The 16,585-nt window shown below is 70.4% G+C and carries 13 protein-coding genes and 1 tRNA gene; 6 read left to right on the plus strand and 8 right to left on the minus strand.

Annotation, left to right across the window (positions count from 1 at the left end; genetic code table 11):
• Positions 1-4: 4 nt before the first annotated feature.
• The 5 genes from ABD347_RS22390 to ABD347_RS22410 all read right to left on the minus strand — a co-directional run bounded on the left by ABD347_RS22390 (position 5) and on the right by ABD347_RS22410 (position 7,220).
• Positions 5-4,012, minus strand: coding sequence for an NACHT domain-containing protein (locus ABD347_RS22390; protein ID WP_344364170.1), 4,008 nt, complete (start codon positions 4,010-4,012; stop codon positions 5-7).
• The gene (locus ABD347_RS22395) at positions 3,999-4,433 is read right to left on the minus strand and encodes a DUF6375 family protein (RefSeq protein WP_344364173.1); all 435 of its coding nucleotides are present in this window, start codon (positions 4,431-4,433) and stop codon (positions 3,999-4,001) included. Before ABD347_RS22395 ends, ABD347_RS22390 begins: the two co-directional genes overlap by 14 nt.
• Positions 4,430-5,329 carry a radical SAM protein gene (locus ABD347_RS22400; RefSeq protein WP_344364176.1) on the minus strand — a complete coding sequence of 300 codons (900 nt, stop codon included), beginning with the start codon at positions 5,327-5,329 and terminating at the stop codon, positions 4,430-4,432. Before ABD347_RS22400 ends, ABD347_RS22395 begins: the two co-directional genes overlap by 4 nt.
• A 417-nt stretch (positions 5,330-5,746) precedes the next feature.
• Positions 5,747-5,820 (minus strand) — tRNA-Pro (locus ABD347_RS22405).
• Positions 5,821-6,281: 461 nt separating this feature from the next.
• Positions 6,282-7,220, minus strand: a complete 939-nt coding sequence (locus ABD347_RS22410; protein ID WP_344364178.1) for a metallophosphoesterase — start codon at positions 7,218-7,220, stop codon at positions 6,282-6,284.
• Positions 7,221-7,298: 78 nt separating this feature from the next.
• Between ABD347_RS22410 and ABD347_RS22415 the strand changes: the two genes are divergently transcribed.
• Positions 7,299-7,763 (plus strand): GatB/YqeY domain-containing protein, encoded by a 465-nt coding sequence (locus tag ABD347_RS22415; RefSeq protein ID WP_344364181.1) that lies wholly within the window; start codon positions 7,299-7,301, stop codon positions 7,761-7,763.
• Between the two features lie 312 nt (positions 7,764-8,075).
• Here the strand turns inward: ABD347_RS22415 and ABD347_RS22420 are convergent, their stop codons facing one another.
• The gene (locus tag ABD347_RS22420) at positions 8,076-10,358 is read right to left on the minus strand and encodes a transglycosylase domain-containing protein (RefSeq protein ID WP_344364182.1); all 2,283 of its coding nucleotides are present in this window, start codon (positions 10,356-10,358) and stop codon (positions 8,076-8,078) included.
• A 684-nt stretch (positions 10,359-11,042) separates the two neighbouring features.
• Here ABD347_RS22420 and ABD347_RS22425 point away from each other — a divergent pair.
• The gene (locus ABD347_RS22425) at positions 11,043-11,387 is read left to right on the plus strand and encodes a WhiB family transcriptional regulator (protein ID WP_344364184.1); all 345 of its coding nucleotides are present in this window, start codon (positions 11,043-11,045) and stop codon (positions 11,385-11,387) included.
• A gap of 168 nt (positions 11,388-11,555) precedes the next feature.
• Here the strand turns inward: ABD347_RS22425 and bagB are convergent, their stop codons facing one another.
• Positions 11,556-12,830, minus strand: coding sequence for an ATPase BagB (gene bagB / locus ABD347_RS22430; RefSeq protein WP_344364187.1), 1,275 nt, complete (start codon positions 12,828-12,830; stop codon positions 11,556-11,558).
• Positions 12,827-13,801, minus strand: coding sequence for an ATPase BagA (gene bagA, locus ABD347_RS22435; protein WP_344364190.1), 975 nt, complete (start codon positions 13,799-13,801; stop codon positions 12,827-12,829). The genes bagB and bagA overlap by 4 nt, the downstream gene beginning before the upstream one ends.
• 302 nt (positions 13,802-14,103) lie before the next feature.
• On the opposite strand from bagA, the gene sp36 reads away from it, so the two are divergent.
• The 4 genes from sp36 (at position 14,104) to ABD347_RS22455 (ending at position 16,532) form a co-directional block, all read left to right on the plus strand.
• Entirely contained in the window at positions 14,104-14,262 is a 159-nt protein-coding gene (gene sp36, locus ABD347_RS22440) for a Sp36 family protein (protein WP_019992579.1), read from the plus strand.
• Positions 14,259-14,729: a RidA family protein gene (locus ABD347_RS22445; protein WP_344364193.1), complete on the plus strand. Its 471-nt coding sequence runs from the start codon at positions 14,259-14,261 to the stop codon at positions 14,727-14,729. Before sp36 ends, ABD347_RS22445 begins: the two co-directional genes overlap by 4 nt.
• Positions 14,730-14,835: 106 nt before the next feature.
• On the plus strand, positions 14,836-15,705 hold the full coding sequence (locus tag ABD347_RS22450; RefSeq protein WP_344364196.1) for an NUDIX hydrolase: 870 nt from the start codon (positions 14,836-14,838) through the stop codon (positions 15,703-15,705).
• Entirely contained in the window at positions 15,702-16,532 is an 831-nt protein-coding gene (locus ABD347_RS22455; protein WP_344364198.1) for an MBL fold metallo-hydrolase, read from the plus strand. Before ABD347_RS22450 ends, ABD347_RS22455 begins: the two co-directional genes overlap by 4 nt.
• The last annotated feature ends 53 nt before the right edge of the window (positions 16,533-16,585 follow it).

Here is a 16,585-nt window from a genome sequence, read left to right on the forward strand (position 1 = left end):
GTCCTTACTTTTCTGCGCTGCGCTGATCCGGCAGGAGCATCCGGATGTGGCGCCATACGTTCGCGTGGCTGCGCTGGGCTGTGCGCATCCAGGAAGGAACGGAGTGCCAGTCGGCGGCTACTTCGCGCTCGCCCCAGGCCACCTGCATGATCCGGCGATTACCAGCGAAGCCCTCGACGAGATCGCGGCGTAGGAAGAGCAGGTGGCCGCGCCAGGGCTTGTCCGCGCGGAAGACTGCGGAGGCGCGTCGACCATCCAGGCCCACAAGGTCCACGGTGCCAGGCAGTTGGCGCAGGCCGAACCGTGCGGCGAACTCGAATGACGGCACGTCGTAGCTTCCGCCGAGCCCGATCTCCGAAGTGCTGTCGTGGGCGAACTCCACGGCGACCTGATCGAGCCCGATGCCGTCGTCTTGCCAGTCGCGCCGCAGCGCGCGGTGCGGGAAGGCGCCTGGGGCATCGTCGTCGAAGTTCAGCGCGAACCGGGGGCTCCACGGCATTTCAGCGGCCAGCACGTCGCGGACCATTGGCAGCGGAGGGAAGAAGTGGTTTCCCAGATACTGGCGCTCGCTGGCGAGCTGTTGTGCGGGTTCCGCGTCCTCCGGCTCCAGCAGGAGGGTGCGGAAGAACCCGAACACCGTCCGCCCCTCGTGGCGGTGGTCCAGATACCCCTCAACCAGAAGCCAGCCGCCCTCCACTCCGTAAATCTCCTCGGGTGACCACAGCTGGTCCGGGACGGCCACCGTCCCCGAGGTGAGCCAGGTCTGGTCGTCGGTGGGCTCCACGGGCGCCCACAGCGGAAGAGGCACGGGCGCCACGGGGGGCCTGTCGGGGAAGGCCGGGTCGATGTCGGGCATCAAGCGTTCTGCGTCCCCGAAGGGGGCTGGTGCGCGGCCGACGTCCACGAGGCGGCCGACCATTTCGTGGTAGGCGATCCAGCCGTACTTCTTGCCGTACCGCTCCACCCTCCTTTTGGTGCTGTAAGGCCGGTCGGCGTTCGCGGCAATGGACTGGTCAACGCTGCCGAATTCCTTCTCTCGCCAGCCCAGTTCCCAGACGCGGGCCATGATCTTGGCGCGGGCCCTGCGGTAGTCGGGGTGGTCGAAGTCGTAGTTGTTCCTGCCGTTGATGGCGGCCCCGATGATGTAGTTCTCGAAGTCCATGCCGAATGTGCGGTCGCACTCCTCGGCGTTGGGGTCGTCGTCCTCCATCACCTCGGCGGACGCCACGGCGGCGAACTTCGGCGCGAAGGAATCGATCCCATGCGGGACGGTGGCGGGGTGGAGGGCACCGGCGAATTCATAGGTGGCCCGTACGTAGCCGCGCAACTGCTCGTGCGAGGTGGGTGTGGTCCCGCCGTCGAGGAAGCGATCGCGCAGCTGCACCAGCCAGTTCCGCAGCGCGCGTTCGAACGGTCCGCCGGGATCGGGCATCTGGTGGGCGCCAGCGGCTCCGAAAGCGGCGGCGACGAGGCGTTCGACGACGTAGGGGTCGTCGACATCGAGCATCCGGGCGGCGAGGTCGAACAGCCGCTTGGGTTCTGGCCGACCGTAGCGCTGGAGGGCTTTCGTCGCCAGGTCACGCATGCTCGTGTCCGTGGAGGTCAGAAGCCAAGCGATGGCCAGCGCGTCCAGGTCGTCGCTCTCGGCGCGGCTGCCGCTTCCGCTCCACCTCTCGATCGCTCGTTCCAGGTCTGCTGTGAGTCGGCCTGGAGCCCGGCCTCGAACCCATTCGGTCCAGCGCAGGTCGCGTTGATGAAGAGGCAGTTGGCGCAGGACCCGGTCGAGGAAGGAGGCGTTCAGGCGGTGCCGGGCGGACCTGCGGATCTCCCACAGACGGTCGAATGCAGGTCGGCCCTTCCTCTTGCTGGGTTGTCCGGTAACGAGCGCGGTTGCGAGCGCGTCGACAGTCTCGTCGTCGAGAAAGCCTGACTCGGTGGTGAGTTCCTGGGCGAGCACCAACGATCGGTGCTCATCCGGGGCGACGCGCCACAGGTGGTGCCTGGTGAAGCGCCGTGGGACCAGCGAGATGAGGCCGATGAGGACGTCCTCGCCGAGGGGGTGCGCATGGTCGCCCAGGAGGGACTGCCAGAGGGCCGCCTCCGCGAGCTGCTCGTTGACGTCCCCGTAGGGCATGCGCACGAGAATCGCGTCGGCAATCAGGTATCCGGCGAGGCGGTCAAAAACGAAGCCGCACTCAGTGTCGTCGGAACCCCTGATCTCCTCGCGGAAGATCACTCCCTCCTCCACGAGGCGCCGGAACAGGCTTTCGTCCCAGTTCGGCTGGTCGGCGTCGAGGATTCTTCGTGCTTCGTCGAACGGAAGCCGACGGACGTTCTGCGTCCACATGTGTCTCGCCAGAGCGGCGAGGCGGCGCTGGATTTGGTCGGCTGGCACGGGGATGCGGGCCGGGTCCTGGGCCAGCCGCTCGACCACGCCCTCGCGGTACAGCTCGAAGACGCCGATGAGGGACTGAGGCAGTGCCTCCACGCCCACCGGCACTCGGCGGTCGTGGTTCGCGGCCTCGCAGTACATGCGGATGAACAGCGGGTTGTGGAACTCCCCGATCGGTAGCCAGGCGTCGGCCGGGTTGATCAGGTAGTGGTGGAAGTAGACGCGGAGGATGTCGTCGACTTCCGCGCGCTGCCACTCCAGTTCCAGGGGGACCGTGTCCTTCGGGAGGGCCTGGTCGGCGAGCGCTTCGCGTAGGGTGACGATCACCGCCACGTGAGGGTAGCCGCCCAGGGCCGGTGCCAATCCGGCGAGCAGCGTTCTCCACTCCGAGGGCCGCTCGGCCTCGTTCAGGCCGTCGATGATCAACGGGACCCGGCAGCCAGCGCGGTTGCCGGCTGAGTTGAGCGCTTCCAGGAGGTCCTCGAAGTAGTCCACCTTCAGTCCGGGGATCCGTCGCGCGAGGTCGTCGAGGGTCCCGCCCGCGCGCAGGTTTCCGCCCTGGATGAAGACTCCTGCCGTGGGCTGGTCGTTCGGTGATGTCATTTGCGCGGCGAGGTGCGTCTTGCCCTGTCCAGCGGCGGCGATGATGGCGAGCAGGGGGGCTTCGGTGTCCGCCCGCGTGTCGTGCAGCCACTGGATGATGTCACGGATCTCCGCGCCGAGGCCGGTAACCAGCAGCGCCTCGGGGAGGCGACGCTGCCTCAGTCTGAGTACCAGACGTCGCAGCGTGCGGGGAGAGGTTGCGGGCGGCCGCTGTTCGGCGAGGCGCTCGCGGACTTCCCAGGGTCGGAGGCCCCTCCCGGCGTCAAGGACCTCTCGCAGGTCGTCGACGAATTGGTCCAGGTCGTCGGCGATCTCTACGGCGCCTTGGCGGAAGGTGGTGTTGAGGCCGTCGAGGGCTGCGCGCAGGGCCTGGATCCGGGCTGCGATGTCGTCGGTGCGCTGCTGCAGCCACTCGAACGACGCTGGGCGCAGCAAGGCCCGGTCGATGCGGTGCTCCACGTGGTGGGAGGTGTGCAGCCGTGGCGCCCACCGGGCCTCGATGGGCGCAACAGATCGCTTGTGGGCTTGCGCCAGTACGTCCGCGGTAAGGGCAAGTTCACCGAAGAAGGTGGAGCGGAGCTCGTCGTGTCCGGCCAGTTCGGTGTCGTAGTTCTCGGTGGACCAGAGTTTGACGCGGACATTCTGCCGACCGAGTCCGTTGATCCACTCCTCGTCACCCTTGGCGGGCCGCTCTGGAAGACAGAGCACAAAGTCGGTTAGCCCAGCGACGTGCTCGATCGCCTTGGAGAGCGAGTCCTCGATCTGGTTGCGCTGGCCTGCGCTGAGCTCGTTCTTGCTGTTAAGGACGAACCACTTGCACGACCACCCCCAGACCCGGCCGGGATCTCCCAGGGCGCCGGCATGGTCGACGTGCAGGTAGAACTCGACGCCCGGCTGGTTACGCCGCTCTCGCATCGTGCCCAGCGCGCCGTAGCGGCGGGACACGATGGCCCGCGTGAGTGCTTCGAAGTTCTGGTCGGCGGCACCGGGCAGGCGTGCCAGATCAGTCAGATCCACCGTCGCTCCGGTTGCTCGCGTCCGACTGCGTGATCGCTTCCTCGTCCCATTCGTGGCGTGAGAAGATCTCGACCTTCGCGCCGTAATGGAGAAGCACCTTCAGGAACCCCTGGACGTCGGACTCGTCGGTCCAGATCCGCACCGTCTCCGCTGTGCGGGTGACGCTGTGATCAAGCGCGAAGTTGTCGACGTCGTACCGCCCCATGTCGTACAGCTTCATTTCGCGCAGTGATTCACCGAGTTCGCTGGGCATGCGCTCGTCGGGGGTCCGCCAATGGTCGTCGGACCACGCGGCTTCGGCGAGGGCCTGCAGTGCCTCCATGCGCTCCTCCGCTGCCTTCGCACCGGTGACCGTCTGGAAACGGCCGATCAAGACCAGGTCCATCGAGTGCTCCGAGCCGTAGCCGTTCCAGATCCTCATGGTGCCTCCCTCAACGCCTGCACGACTTCCATGATGGAGCCCCCGACTGACAACCCCGTGGGCGCGTAGGCGTGGGGGCGCAGGACGCCGGTCGCGTCGAGGTGCATGTGCGCGTCGAGGGGGTGCTCGCCTGGGACGGTCTCCGTGGTGGGCAGCGCGGCTTCGAGGCTGGTACGGGAGATCGCGAGCCGAACTCCGGTCCTGGCGGTCGCGGCCCACTCGACGAGGCGCTGGGAGTCGGCGTCGCTGATACCGGGGGCTGCCGCGGTCGGCTGCTCCGGCAGGAGCAGGAGTTCGGACGCGCCGGCCTTGTCGGCGAACTCGGCGAGGTCATCCAGTTCGCCGACCGTGTCGGCATTGATGACGGCGTTGATGCCGAACGGGGCGAGAGGACCGAGCAGCCGCGCCGCCTGAACCACGGCCGCGAACGGTCTGCCGCGGAGCCGCTCGTAGGTGGCTCCGACCCCGTCGACTGACAGACGTACGAAGTGCACGGCCCCGTGCAGGGATTCGACGAGTTCAGGTGTGAGTCGGTGTCCATGGGTCGTAAAGGTCACCGCCATGGAAGTGGACTGGGCTATGTCCGAACACAGTTGGGCGAAGCGTCGATACGCGGTCGGTTCCCCGCCTCCGAAGCCGACACCGAGGCACCCAGCTGCATCGAGTTCGACCGCCCATGCCAGCACACGCTCCGTGTCGAGCGCGGCGGCGTGCTTGGGCGCGTAGCAGTAGGGGCAGTGGAGCTCGCAGGCGTTAGTCAGCGCGACGGACAGATACCGCGGAGCACGAGAGAATTGCTCAGCGGGAACAGGCACCTCGTCGAGCAGCACGTTCATCCCGGAGACGCGGTCGAACAAGTGAACGCCAGATGCGGACATGCGAATCTTGCACCTCATCGGCAGAATGATGCCACCGCTGGCGGTGGGATGGGGCCGGGCCGGGCAGGGGCGTGGGTGTCTTGCCCTCAGCGCGGCGTCAGGTGCGTTGCGGCTGGGACAACGCAGCGCTACCGGGGCATTCCAGCGCGTAAGGGCGAAGGAGTCCATAGTGATGAGGACTCGGCTGCGCGCCGCGAAGGGTCTCTCTTACGGACTCGTCAGCCCTCGGCCCTGCCCGGGCGGGCCTTGAGCCTCGGCTTCGCAGACGCGTAGGCGGGCGGCCGCCCCGGACGTGTCCTCGCGGAAGGCCGCCGATGCACCTCCTGGGGGAGCCCGACCAAGATCTTCTCCCAGATTTCTCCCAAACGATCACTGGGAACGAATCAGGGGCCTGATCCACTGAGTGGATCAGGCCCCTGAGCTGGTACTTCTCTGTCGGGGTGGCGGGATTTGAACCCACGACCTCTTCGTCCCGAACGAAGCGCGCTGCCAAGCTGCGCTACACCCCGATGTCACCGCTTGTCCCGGCGACGTCGTTTACTTTAGCCCACCGGCGCCCGGAGACGAAATCCGATTCCCGCGGGCCCGCGGGCAGGGCCGATCCGGTCGAGGCCGATCAGGGGAGGCCCCGGGGCGTGGAAGAGGAGGCCCAGGAGCAGGGCCTCCTTGGGGCGGGCCGACGCAGCCGTGGGTGGGGGCGGCGTCCAGGGAGGGCACGGGGAGCGGGCCGGGGTGCCGGGGGAGGGGAGGGCCGGCGGCCAGGTCGCTGTGGATCGTGACGTAGCCGAGCGCCCGGCCCGGACCGCCCCAGGACCAGGTCGATCACGACGTCCGTGATCGCCGCCGCCGCGCTCAGGGGCGCGGAAGACGGCGGCGTACGGGCGGCGGGCCGACGAGGCGACGGGACGACCCCCGCTACGGGCACGTGCGCCGAAAGCGGGCGGTCATCACTCCACGGTGGCGGGAGTGATCAGTCCCGGGCGGTCAGGGTCAGCAGCGTGGCCTCGGGCGGGCAGGCGAACCGGACCGGGGTGTAGCGGTTGGTGCCGCAGCCCGCCGAGACGTGGAGGTACGCGGTGTGCCCCCCGGCGCGGTGCGTGGACAGGCCCTTGACCCGGTCGGTGTCCAGGTCGCAGTTGGTGACCAGCGCCCCGTAGAAGGGGACGCACAGCTGCCCGCCGTGCGTGTGGCCCGCGAGGATCAGGGGGTAGCCGTCGGCCGTGAACGCGTCCAGCGTGCGCAGGTAGGGGGCGTGGACGACGGCCAGGGACAGGTCGGCGTCCGGTTCGGGCCCACCGGCGACCCGGTCGTACCGGTCCCGCTTGATGTGCGGGTCGTCGAGGCCGGTGAAGGCCAGCTCCAGGCCCTCCAGCTTGAGGCGGCCGCGGGTGTTGGTGAGGTTCAGCCAGCCCGCCGTGTCGAAGGCGTCGCGGATCTCCTCCCACGGGTTGTGCACGGCTCCCACGGCCGGGGCGTTGCCGTTCAGCCCGTGCCGCCCCTGGGCCTTCTCGACCAGGTAGCGGGCCGGGTTGCGGAGCTTGGGGCCGTAGTAGTCGTTGGAACCGAAGACGTACACGCCGGGGAAGTCGAGCAGCGGGCCGAGCGCGTCCAGCAGCTCCGGTACGCCGTTCGGGTCGGAGAGGTTGTCACCGGTGTTCACCACGAAGTCCGGACGCAGCCCCGCCAGCGACTGTAGCCACGCCCGCTTCTTGCGCTGTCCGCTCACCATGTGGACGTCCGACACCTGAAGCATCCGCAACGGCCGCGTCCCACGCGGCAGTACGGGAACGGTGATCCGGCGCAGTCGGAAGGAGCGGGCCTCGAACCCGGCGGCGTAGGCCAGACCGGCCGCACCGACCGCTGCGATTCCTGCGGTGACTTTCAGGGGAACTCCGTATCGCGCGCGCATACGGCCATCGTCCCAGAACGGCGGTGACGCGGGAAATGCGCGGGCGTGCAGGTCACCGCACCTGCCACACTTGTCGGCATGACCACGCTCAAGTCCAAGCTGCAGGAAGACCTCAACGTCGCGATCAAGGAGCGCGACGAGCTGCGCTCCTCGACGCTCCGGCTGACCCTCGCCGCCATCACCAAGGAGGAGGTCGCGGGCAAGGAGAAGCGCGAGCTCTCCGACGACGAGGTGCAGAAGGTGATCGCCAAGGAGGCGAAGAAGCGCCGCGAGGCGGCCGAGGCCTTCGCACAGGGCGGCCGCGCCGAGCAGGCCGAGCGTGAGCGGGCCGAGGGCGTCATCCTCGACGCGTACCTGCCGCAGCAGCTCAGTGACGACGAGCTGAAGCAGATCGTCGCCCAGGCGGTCGACGAGGCCAAGGCGGCCGGTGCCGAGGGCCCGCGCGCGATGGGTGCCGTGATGAAGATCGTCAACCCGAAGGTGGCCGGCCGTGCCGAGGGCGGCCGCGTCGCCGCGGTCGTCAAGCAGCTGCTGGCGGGTTGAGGCCGGACCCGGCCCGTCCGCCTGCGCCCGGGGAGTAGGGGCGGGGCAGGCGGTCCGTCTGCTGTGCCCGGGTGGGCGAGACCGGCGCGGCCGGTCCGCCTGGGGGCGGGCGGGTGCGCCCGGGTGGGGCAGGGCAGAGGGTTCGCGTGTTACGCCCGGGTGGGCGCGGACCGCACCCGCCCGGGCGGGTGCGGTCAAGTGGTGGGTTCGCCCGCGTGCGCGCGGGGGCCGAGGCCCGGACGCGGCTCGCTGCCGTGCGACGAGAAAAAGCAGGCGCCCCACCGGACCTCCGGTGGGGCGCCTGCGCCTTCGTCAGCGCCAGCCGCCGCCGTTGCCCTGGCCGCCGCGCTGGTGGGCGCCGCCGATCAGGTCCGGCGGGAGGGTGATGCCGGCCCAGGGGTCGCCGGGCTTGTCATCGTCGCGGCCTCCGCGTCCCCCGTCACTCCCGCCGCCTCCGCCGTCGCTTCCGCCGCCGCCGTTGTCGCCGCCGGGCTTGTTGTCGCCCGGCTTGCCGTCGCTCTTGCCGTCCTTGGGCGCCTCGGGGATGGGGACGTCGACGAAGCGCGGCGCTTCGTGGCCGTCCAGTGCGCCGGTCATGGCGTCCTTCCAGATCGGCCCCGGCACCTTCCCGCCGAAGACCTTGTCGTGGTACTCGCCGCCGATGGTGATGTACTGCATCTCGACGTCCTGGCTCGGGGACCCCACCCACACGGCGCCCGAGAGGTTCGGGGTGTAGCCCACGAACCAGGCGTTCTTGCGGCCGTCCGTCGTACCGGTCTTGCCCGCGTTGTCGCGGCTGCTGAGGCCCGCCGCCTGGCCCGTACCGGAGTCGATCACACCGCGCAGCAGGTTGTTGATGGTGTCGGCGGTCCGTTCCGACATCGCCTTATGGCACTTGGTCTTCGGGACCCGCAGGCTCTTGCCGTCCGCCGTCTTGATCGACTCGATGGCGGTCGGCGTGCAGTACGTGCCACGGTTGGCGAAGGCCGCGTACGCGGACGCCATGTTCAGCGGTGAGATGCCGTTGGAGCCGAGGGTGAGGCTGGAGGGGCGCTCGGGCAGCTTCTCGTCGTTGCCCATCACCACGTTCAGCTTGTTGGTCATCTCCACGACCGGGCACATGCCGATCTCGCCGATCATCTGGACGAAGTACGTGTTGACCGACATCGCCATCGCGTCCTTGAGGTCGTACGGGCCGACCTCCGACTCGTTCTCGTTCTCCACGGTGTCCCCCTGGTTGACCCAGGGCTTCCCGCTGCAGGAGGAGACGGACGACGGGTAGGGCATCTGGTACGGCGACGGGTACACCTGCGTCGGCGGCTTGCCCTGCTCCAGGGCGGCGGCCGCCACGAAGGGCTTGAACGTCGAACCGGTCGGGAAGCCGTAGTTCGAGCCGCCCATGCCCTTGTTGACCGAGTAGTTGATCTGGGTCTCGTGCTTGTCGAAGCCGTACGGCCGGGACTGACCCATCGCCACGATCTTGCCCGTGCCGGGCTGAACCATCGTCACGGCCGTGGCGACCTTGTCGCTCTGGTAGACGTGCTTCTTGATCGACTCCTGCGCCGACTTCTGCGCCTGCGGGTCGAGCGTGGTTTTGATCGTCAGCCCGCCGCGGTTCCAGACCTTGCTCCGCTCCTCGCGGTTCTTGCCGAACACCGGGTCGGAGAGGAAGACCTCGCGCACGTAGTCACAGAAGAAGCCCGCGCCGTCGACGGCGGTGATGCAGCCGTTCTTCGGCTTGCTGACCTTCAGCGTGATCGGGGTGGCCTTGGCGCGCTCCGCCTCGGCCTCGCTGATGTCGCCGACGGCGGCCATGCGCGCCAGGACGATGTTGCGGCGCTTGGTCGCCTCCCTGGCGTCGTTGACCGGGTCGTAGCGGCTGGGCGACTGGACGAGGCCGGCCAGCATCGCCGACTCCTCCAGGTTGAGGTCCTTGGCGGGCTTGGAGAAGTACCGCTGGGACGCGGCCTCGATGCCGTACGCCTGCTGCCCGAAGAAGGTGATGTTGAGGTAGTTCTCGAGGATCTTCTTCTTCCCGAGCTCCTCCTCGACCTGGATCGCGTACTTGAGCTCCTGGATCTTGCGGCCGATGGTCTGCTGGGTGGCCTCGGCGACCTTGTCGGGGTCGTCGCCGGCCTCCTCCACGAACACGTTCTTCACGTACTGCTGGGTGAGCGTCGAGGCGCCCTGCGTGACACCGCCCGACTGGGCGTTGCGGTTGGCCGCGCGCAGTACGCCCTTGAGGTCGATGGCCCCGTGCTCGTAGAAGCGCGAGTCCTCGATGGCGACGATCGCCTTCTGCATGTACGGCGAGATGTCCTTGAGGTCCACGACCGTGCGGTCCCGGGAGTAGACCGTCGCGATCTGGCCACCCTGCGAGTTCAGGATCGTGGTGCGCTGGCTCAGCGGGGGGCGCTTGAGGTTGGCCGGGATCTCGTCGAACCCCTGGACCGTGCCCTTCGCCGCGAGCCCCAGCGCTCCCGCGGCGGGCAGCGCGATGCCCGCCAGTACGGCTCCGGCGAGCACGCTGACACCGACGAACTTGGCGGCCTGCTGGGCCCCGGTCAGACCACCGTCCGAGCGCTTCTTTGGCATGTGGTCAGCCTAATCCGTCGAGGGTGGCGTTCCGAGGGAGCGGGTGCCTTACGGGATGTTCGCGTACCAGGTTGTGACATGGGCCGATGACGGGGCACGAGAACCGGGGTGCCGGCGTGCGGCGCCGTTGGCCCGCCGCCCCCCGTCCTCGTTCCCGTCCCCGTCCCCGCCGCGCCTGGTCCGGGCGCGGTTGAGTGGCTCGACGTGCTCGGGCAGCGTGCGGCCCGTGGGGGCTCGCACCCGGGAGGCGGCTGCGGAGGAGCGCTGCGGAGGAGCGCCGAGGCGCGGCCGGTCCGGTCGGCTCGTCGGGGGCTCCCTCCTCGTTTTCCGGACACGCGTACAGGCCTTGGCCTAAGCTGGTCACAACTGTCACAGAAGTCGTGCCCCCTGCCTGAGCCCCGCGTTCCCCACCGCGCTGGCCCGTGTCCGTTTCCCCCTGATGCGTCAGCGCGTGTCCTGTGTGGCTCAACCGGAACGCCCTGCCCTGCGTCATTTACGAGGCATGTCCATCGCTCACTCCCCTGGGTGATCTGCCGCCTACGCATAGTCCGTTCGGACCATTCAAGATTGGGCCCGAAGGGGGTGTTGCGCTGTGCCCACCTTCCGTAACGTCCTCAACTGGTGGCGGTGAATATGCCGCTGCCGCCGTGGGGGAGCCTCGATTCGGGAGAGGACGGCGCCGGTATGGGCTGGGTAGCTGACTGGAGTGCGCAGGCCGCCTGCCGCACTACCGATCCGGATGAACTTTTCGTACAAGGAGCGGCGCAGAACAGGGCCAAGGCGGTGTGCACCGGGTGCCCGGTGCGGACCGAGTGCCTGGCCGACGCGCTGGACAACCGCGTCGAGTTCGGCGTGTGGGGCGGTATGACGGAACGGGAACGCCGCGCGCTGCTGCGGCGACGGCCGACGGTCACGTCGTGGCGTCGGCTACTGGAGACCGCGCGCACGGAGTACGAGCGGAGTGCGGGCATCCTGCCCGTGGGACTGGACGACGACGAGACGTACGAGACGTACGCCGCGGTGGGGTAGGACCGCCGCCCCGGCCGCCGCCCCGGCGGCGCCCATGGACCGTCGGCAGCGGTAACGCCACCGGCCCGCGCCGCGATGTCCGGCAGCGGCAGCGGCAGCGGCAGCGGCAGCGGCAGCGGCAGCGGCAGCGGCAGCGGCTACGCCGGTGCGCCCGGCGGCGACGGTCGGTCAGTGCCGGCCTTCCGCCAGCCGGTCGCCGATGGTGCGGAGGCCCGCCAGGTCGTGTACGTCACCGGGCAGCGCGGGTACTTCGGCCACCGCCACCTCGGGGTGGAGTGCGGCGAACCGCTCGCGCGTGCGCTGTTCCCGCGCGAGCACCTGCATGCGCTCGGCGTGCAACCGCAGCAGACCCGCGGTCAGCTCCGCGACGGCGGGCGGTGTGGTGACGTCGGTGGTGGTGGCGACGGTGTCGGGGCGTGCCGCAGTGGTGCGGGGTGCCCCGGGCTCGGGAGAGGTCGCCTCGGGGCCACGAACACCAGTCTTCCCGTGCCCCTGATCCACAATGCGGCCCTCTTCAAGATTTTCCGCGGCGGCCAGTGCCCGCTCGGCGGACAACCGGACGGCCCCGCTGCCGTGCACGCGGTTGAGCACCAGCCCGGCGAGCGGCATCCGCTCCGCCGCCAGCCGTTCCACGAAGTACGCCGCCTCCCGCAGCGCGTCCCGCTCCGGCGCGGCCACCACCAGGAAGGCCGTCCCCGGAGCCTGGAGCAGCCGGTAGGTGGCGTCGGCCCGCGTACGGAAGCCGCCGAACATCGTGTCCATCGCCGCCACGAACGTCTGGACGTCCCGCAGCAGCTGACCCCCCAGCAGCTTGCCCAGGGTGCCCGTCATCATCGACATGCCGACATTCAGGAACTTCATCCCCGCCCGGCCGCCCACCTTCGCCGGCGCCATCAGCAGTTTGATGAACTTCCCGTCCAGGAAGGACCCCAGCCGCTTCGGCGCGTCCAGGAAGTCCAGCGCGGACCGGGACGGCGGGGTGTCGACCACGATCAGGTCCCACTCCTCGCGCGCCCGCAGCTGCCCCAGCTTCTCCATCGCCATGTACTCCTGCGTGCCCGCGAAGCCGGCCGACAGGGACTGGTAGAAGGGGTTGGCCAGGATCGCGCGGGCCCGCTCGGGGTCCGCGTGCGCCTCGACGATCTCGTCGAAGGTGCGCTTCATGTCGAGCATCATGGCGTGCAGTTCGCCGTCGCCCTTGATGCCGTCCACCCTGCGCGGGACGTTGTCCAGCTGGTCGATGCCCATCGACTGGGCGAGCCGGCGGGCCGGGTCGATGGTCAGGACGACGACCTTGCGGCCCCGCTCGGCAGCGCGTACGCCCAGTGCGGCGGCCGTCGTCGTCTTGCCGACACCGCCCGCGCCGCAGCAGACGACGATGCGCGTCTCCGGGTTGTCGAGCAGCGGGTCGACCTCCAGGCCGGGAGCCCCTTCCAGAGTCATGCGCCCACCCCGAGCTTCCTCAGTTCCCTGGCCAGCCGGTAGACACCGGCGATGTCCGCCCCTTCCCCCAGGAAGGGCAGTTCGTACGTCGGAAGCCGGAGCTTCGCCAGCGCCTCCCGCTGCTCCCGCTCCAGCTCCACCCGCTGCGCGTGCTCGGCGGCCTGGTCCAGCAGCGGGCCCACCAGCCGGGTGGACCCGCCGAGACCGGCCGCGGCGAGCGCCTTGGTGATGTCCTTGCGGTGGTCGCCCGACGCCGCCCGTACCGCGTCCTCGTCCAGGACGTGCGGGCGGACCATGTTGACCACGACGCCGCCCACCGGGAGGTCGGCCTCGCGCAGCTCGGCGATGCCGTCTGCGGTCTCCTGGACCGGCATCTCCTCCAGGAGGGTCACCAGGTGGACGGCCGTCTCGGGGGACTTCAGGACCCGCATCACGGCCTGTGCCTGATTGTGTATCGGGCCGATCCTCGCCAGGCCCGCCACCTCGTCGTTGACGTTCAGGAAGCGGGTGATGCGGCCCGTGGGAGGGGCGTCCATGACGACGTAGTCGTACACGAAGCTCCCTTGGTCGCCCCCCTGCTTCTCCCGGCGGCGTACCGCCTCGCACGCCTTGCCGGTGAGCAGGACGTCGCGTACGCCCGGCGCGATGGTGGTGGCGAAGTCGATGGCGCCGAGCTTCTTGAGGGCACGGCCCGCCGAACCGAGCTTGTAGAACATCTGGAGGTAGTCGAGGAGCGCGCGTTCGGCGTCGATGGCCAGCGCGTACACCTCGCCGCCGCCCGGAGCGACGGCGATCTTCCGTTCCTCGTACGGCAACGCCTCCGTCTCGAAGAGCTGTGCGATGCCCTGCCTGCCCTCGACCTCCACGAGAAGTGTCCGCTTGCCCTCGGTCGCGAGGGCGAGCGCGAGTGCGGCGGCGACCGTCGTCTTACCGGTTCCGCCCTTGCCGCTGACGACCTGGAGCCTGCTCACGTATTCGAGCCTAACCAGTCCGGGCCCGGGCCGTTCGCCCCCGGGTCGGATTGGGCGGGTCCCGTGTGGGGGCTCCCGTCCCCGCGGGGCCGCGCGGGACTTGGGCGACCCGACGGCGGCTCCGCTTCCGGGGGCGTGGACGCCGGGTGTGGACGCCGGGTGTGGAGCCGGGCGGGGGCGCAGCCGGTGACGTGGGCGGAGTCCAGCCGGGAGGCGGCCGCCACCGGCACACGGCGCCGTCCGGTCGGGCCCGGGGACGCCTGGGCGGGAGACCGCCCCGGGCAGCGGCTACAGTCGGCTCCATGACCAAGTGGGAATACGCGACCGTGCCCCTTCTCGTGCACGCGACCAAGCAGATTCTGGACACCTGGGGCGAGGACGGCTGGGAGCTCGTCCAGGTCGTTCCCGGGCCGAACAACCCCGAGCAGCTCGTGGCGTACCTGAAGCGGGAGAAGCCGTGACGGGCCGTGTGGAGGCGACGCTCGCCGAACTCGGCCTGACCCTGCCCGACGTGGTGCCGCCGCTGGCGTCGTACCAGCCGGCGGTCCGGTCGGGCGTGTACGTGTACACGGCGGGCCAGCTCCCGATGGTGGACGGCAAGCTTCCGCTCACCGGCAAGGTGGGCGGCGAGGTCACCCCCGACGAGGCCAAGAAGCTCGCGCGGATCTGCGCGCTCAACGCGCTGGCCGCCGTGAAGTCGGTCGCCGGGGACCTGGACCGTATCGCCCGCGTCGTGAAGGTCACCGGCTTCGTCGCCTCGGCGGCGGACTTCACCGGGCAGCCGGCCGTCCTCAACGGCGCCAGTGAGCTGCTGGGCGAGGTGCTCGGCGACAAGGGCGTGCACGCGCGCAGCGCGGTCGGTGTCGCCGTCCTGCCGCTGGACGCCCCGGTCGAGGTCGAGATCCAGGTGGAGCTGGTCCAGGACTGAGCGTCCGCAAGCCGTCCCGCGCGGTCCCGTCCCCGGGTGGGGCGGGACCGTTGCCGTATCCACCTTTCCTCTCGAACATCCCGCCGGATGCGCATAGCATCCGGCCATGTCCAATGGTCAGTGGTATCCCCCGGAGTGGCCCGACCGGATCCGCGCGCTCGCGGGCGGCACCCTCACGGCCGTGACCCCCAGACGGGCCGCGACCGTCCTGCTGCTGCGCGACGGCATCGGCGGACCCGAGGTGCACATGCTGCGCCGGCGTACGTCCATGGCCTTCGCGGGCGGCGCGTACGCCTATCCGGGTGGCGGCGTCGACCCGCGCGACGAACATCCGGTGCGCTGGGCGGGCCCGGCGCCGGCCGAGTGGGCGGCCCGGCTCGGGGTCGCGGGGCCGGGCGAGGCGCAGGCCATCGTGTGCGCGGCGGTGCGCGAGACGTACGAGGAGTCCGGGGTCCTGCTCGCGGGCCCGACCGCCGGCTCGGTCGTCGCCGACACGAGGGGCGACGACTGGGAGGCCGACAGGGCGGCCCTGGTGGCCCGCGAGCTGGCGTTCGCGGACTTCCTGGACCGGCGCGGCCTGGTGCTCCGCTCCGACCTGCTGGGGGCCTGGGCGCGCTGGATCACGCCCGAGTTCGAGCCGCGCCGCTACGACACCTGGTTCTTCGTGGCCGCCCTCCCGACCGGGCAGCGGGCCTCCAACGCGTCGACGGAGGCGGACCGCACCGTCTGGATCCGCCCGGCGGACGCGGCGGCGGGCTACGACCGGGGCGAGCTGCTCATGATGCCGCCGACGATCGCCACGCTGCGGTCGCTGGAGCGGTACGGGACTGCGGCCGAGGCTCTGGCGGGGGCCCTGGACCAGGACCTCACCCCCGTACTGGCGCAGGCGCGGCTGGAGGGCGAACGGGTGGTGCTGAGCTGGCCGGGGCACGAGGAGTTCACCAAGACGGTCGGCACCGGGGGTGGGGACGCGTGACCGACGCCGCCGCTCTTCCCGGCCGGCCGCGCGGAGCCGTGGTCTCCGGGCCCGCGACCGAACGGGCCGTCAACGTCCTCGCGCCCAACCCGTCCGCGATGACGCTCGACGGGACGAACACCTGGATCCTCTCGGAGCCGGACTCGCCGCTCGCCGTGGTGGTCGACCCCGGCCCGCTGGACGAGACGCATCTGCGGCGGGTGGTGGACACCGCCGAGAGCCTCGGCAAGCGCGTGGCGCTGACGCTCCTCACACACGGGCACCCGGACCACGCCGAGGGCGCGGGCAGGTTCGCCGAGCTGACCGGGACGGCCGTGCGGGCCCTGGACCCGGCGCTGCGGCTCGGCGACGAGGGGCTGTCGGCGGGCAGGGCGGTCGAGGTGGGAGGCCTGGAGCTGCGCGTCGTCCCGACGCCGGGCCACACCTCCGACTCGCTCAGCTTCCACCTGCCGGCCGACGGCGCGGTCCTGACGGGCGACACCGTCCTGGGGCGCGGTACGACGATGGTGGCGCACCCCGACGGGCGCCTCGGCGACTACCTGGACTCCTTGCGGCGGCTGCGCTCGCTGACGGTCGACGACGGCGTCCACACGGTGCTGCCGGGCCACGGACCGGTCCTGGAGGACGCCCAGGGGGCGGTCGAGTACTACCTGGCGCATCGCGCCACCCGGCTCGCCCAGGTGGAGACGGCCGTCGAGAACGGTCACCGCACGGCGGCGGAAGTCGTCGCGCACGTGTACGCCGACGTGGACCGGTCCCTGTGGCCGGCGGCCGAGCTCTCGGTGCGGGCGCAGCTGGAGTACCTGACGGAGCACGGGCTGATCTGAGGGCGCGCTCGCCCCGGGGGTCCAGGGGCGCGGCGGTCCCGGGGGCGGGGGCG

Source organism: Streptomyces gobitricini (assembly GCF_039532985.1).
Taxonomy (GTDB): Bacteria; Actinomycetota; Actinomycetes; order Streptomycetales; family Streptomycetaceae; genus Streptomyces; species Streptomyces gobitricini.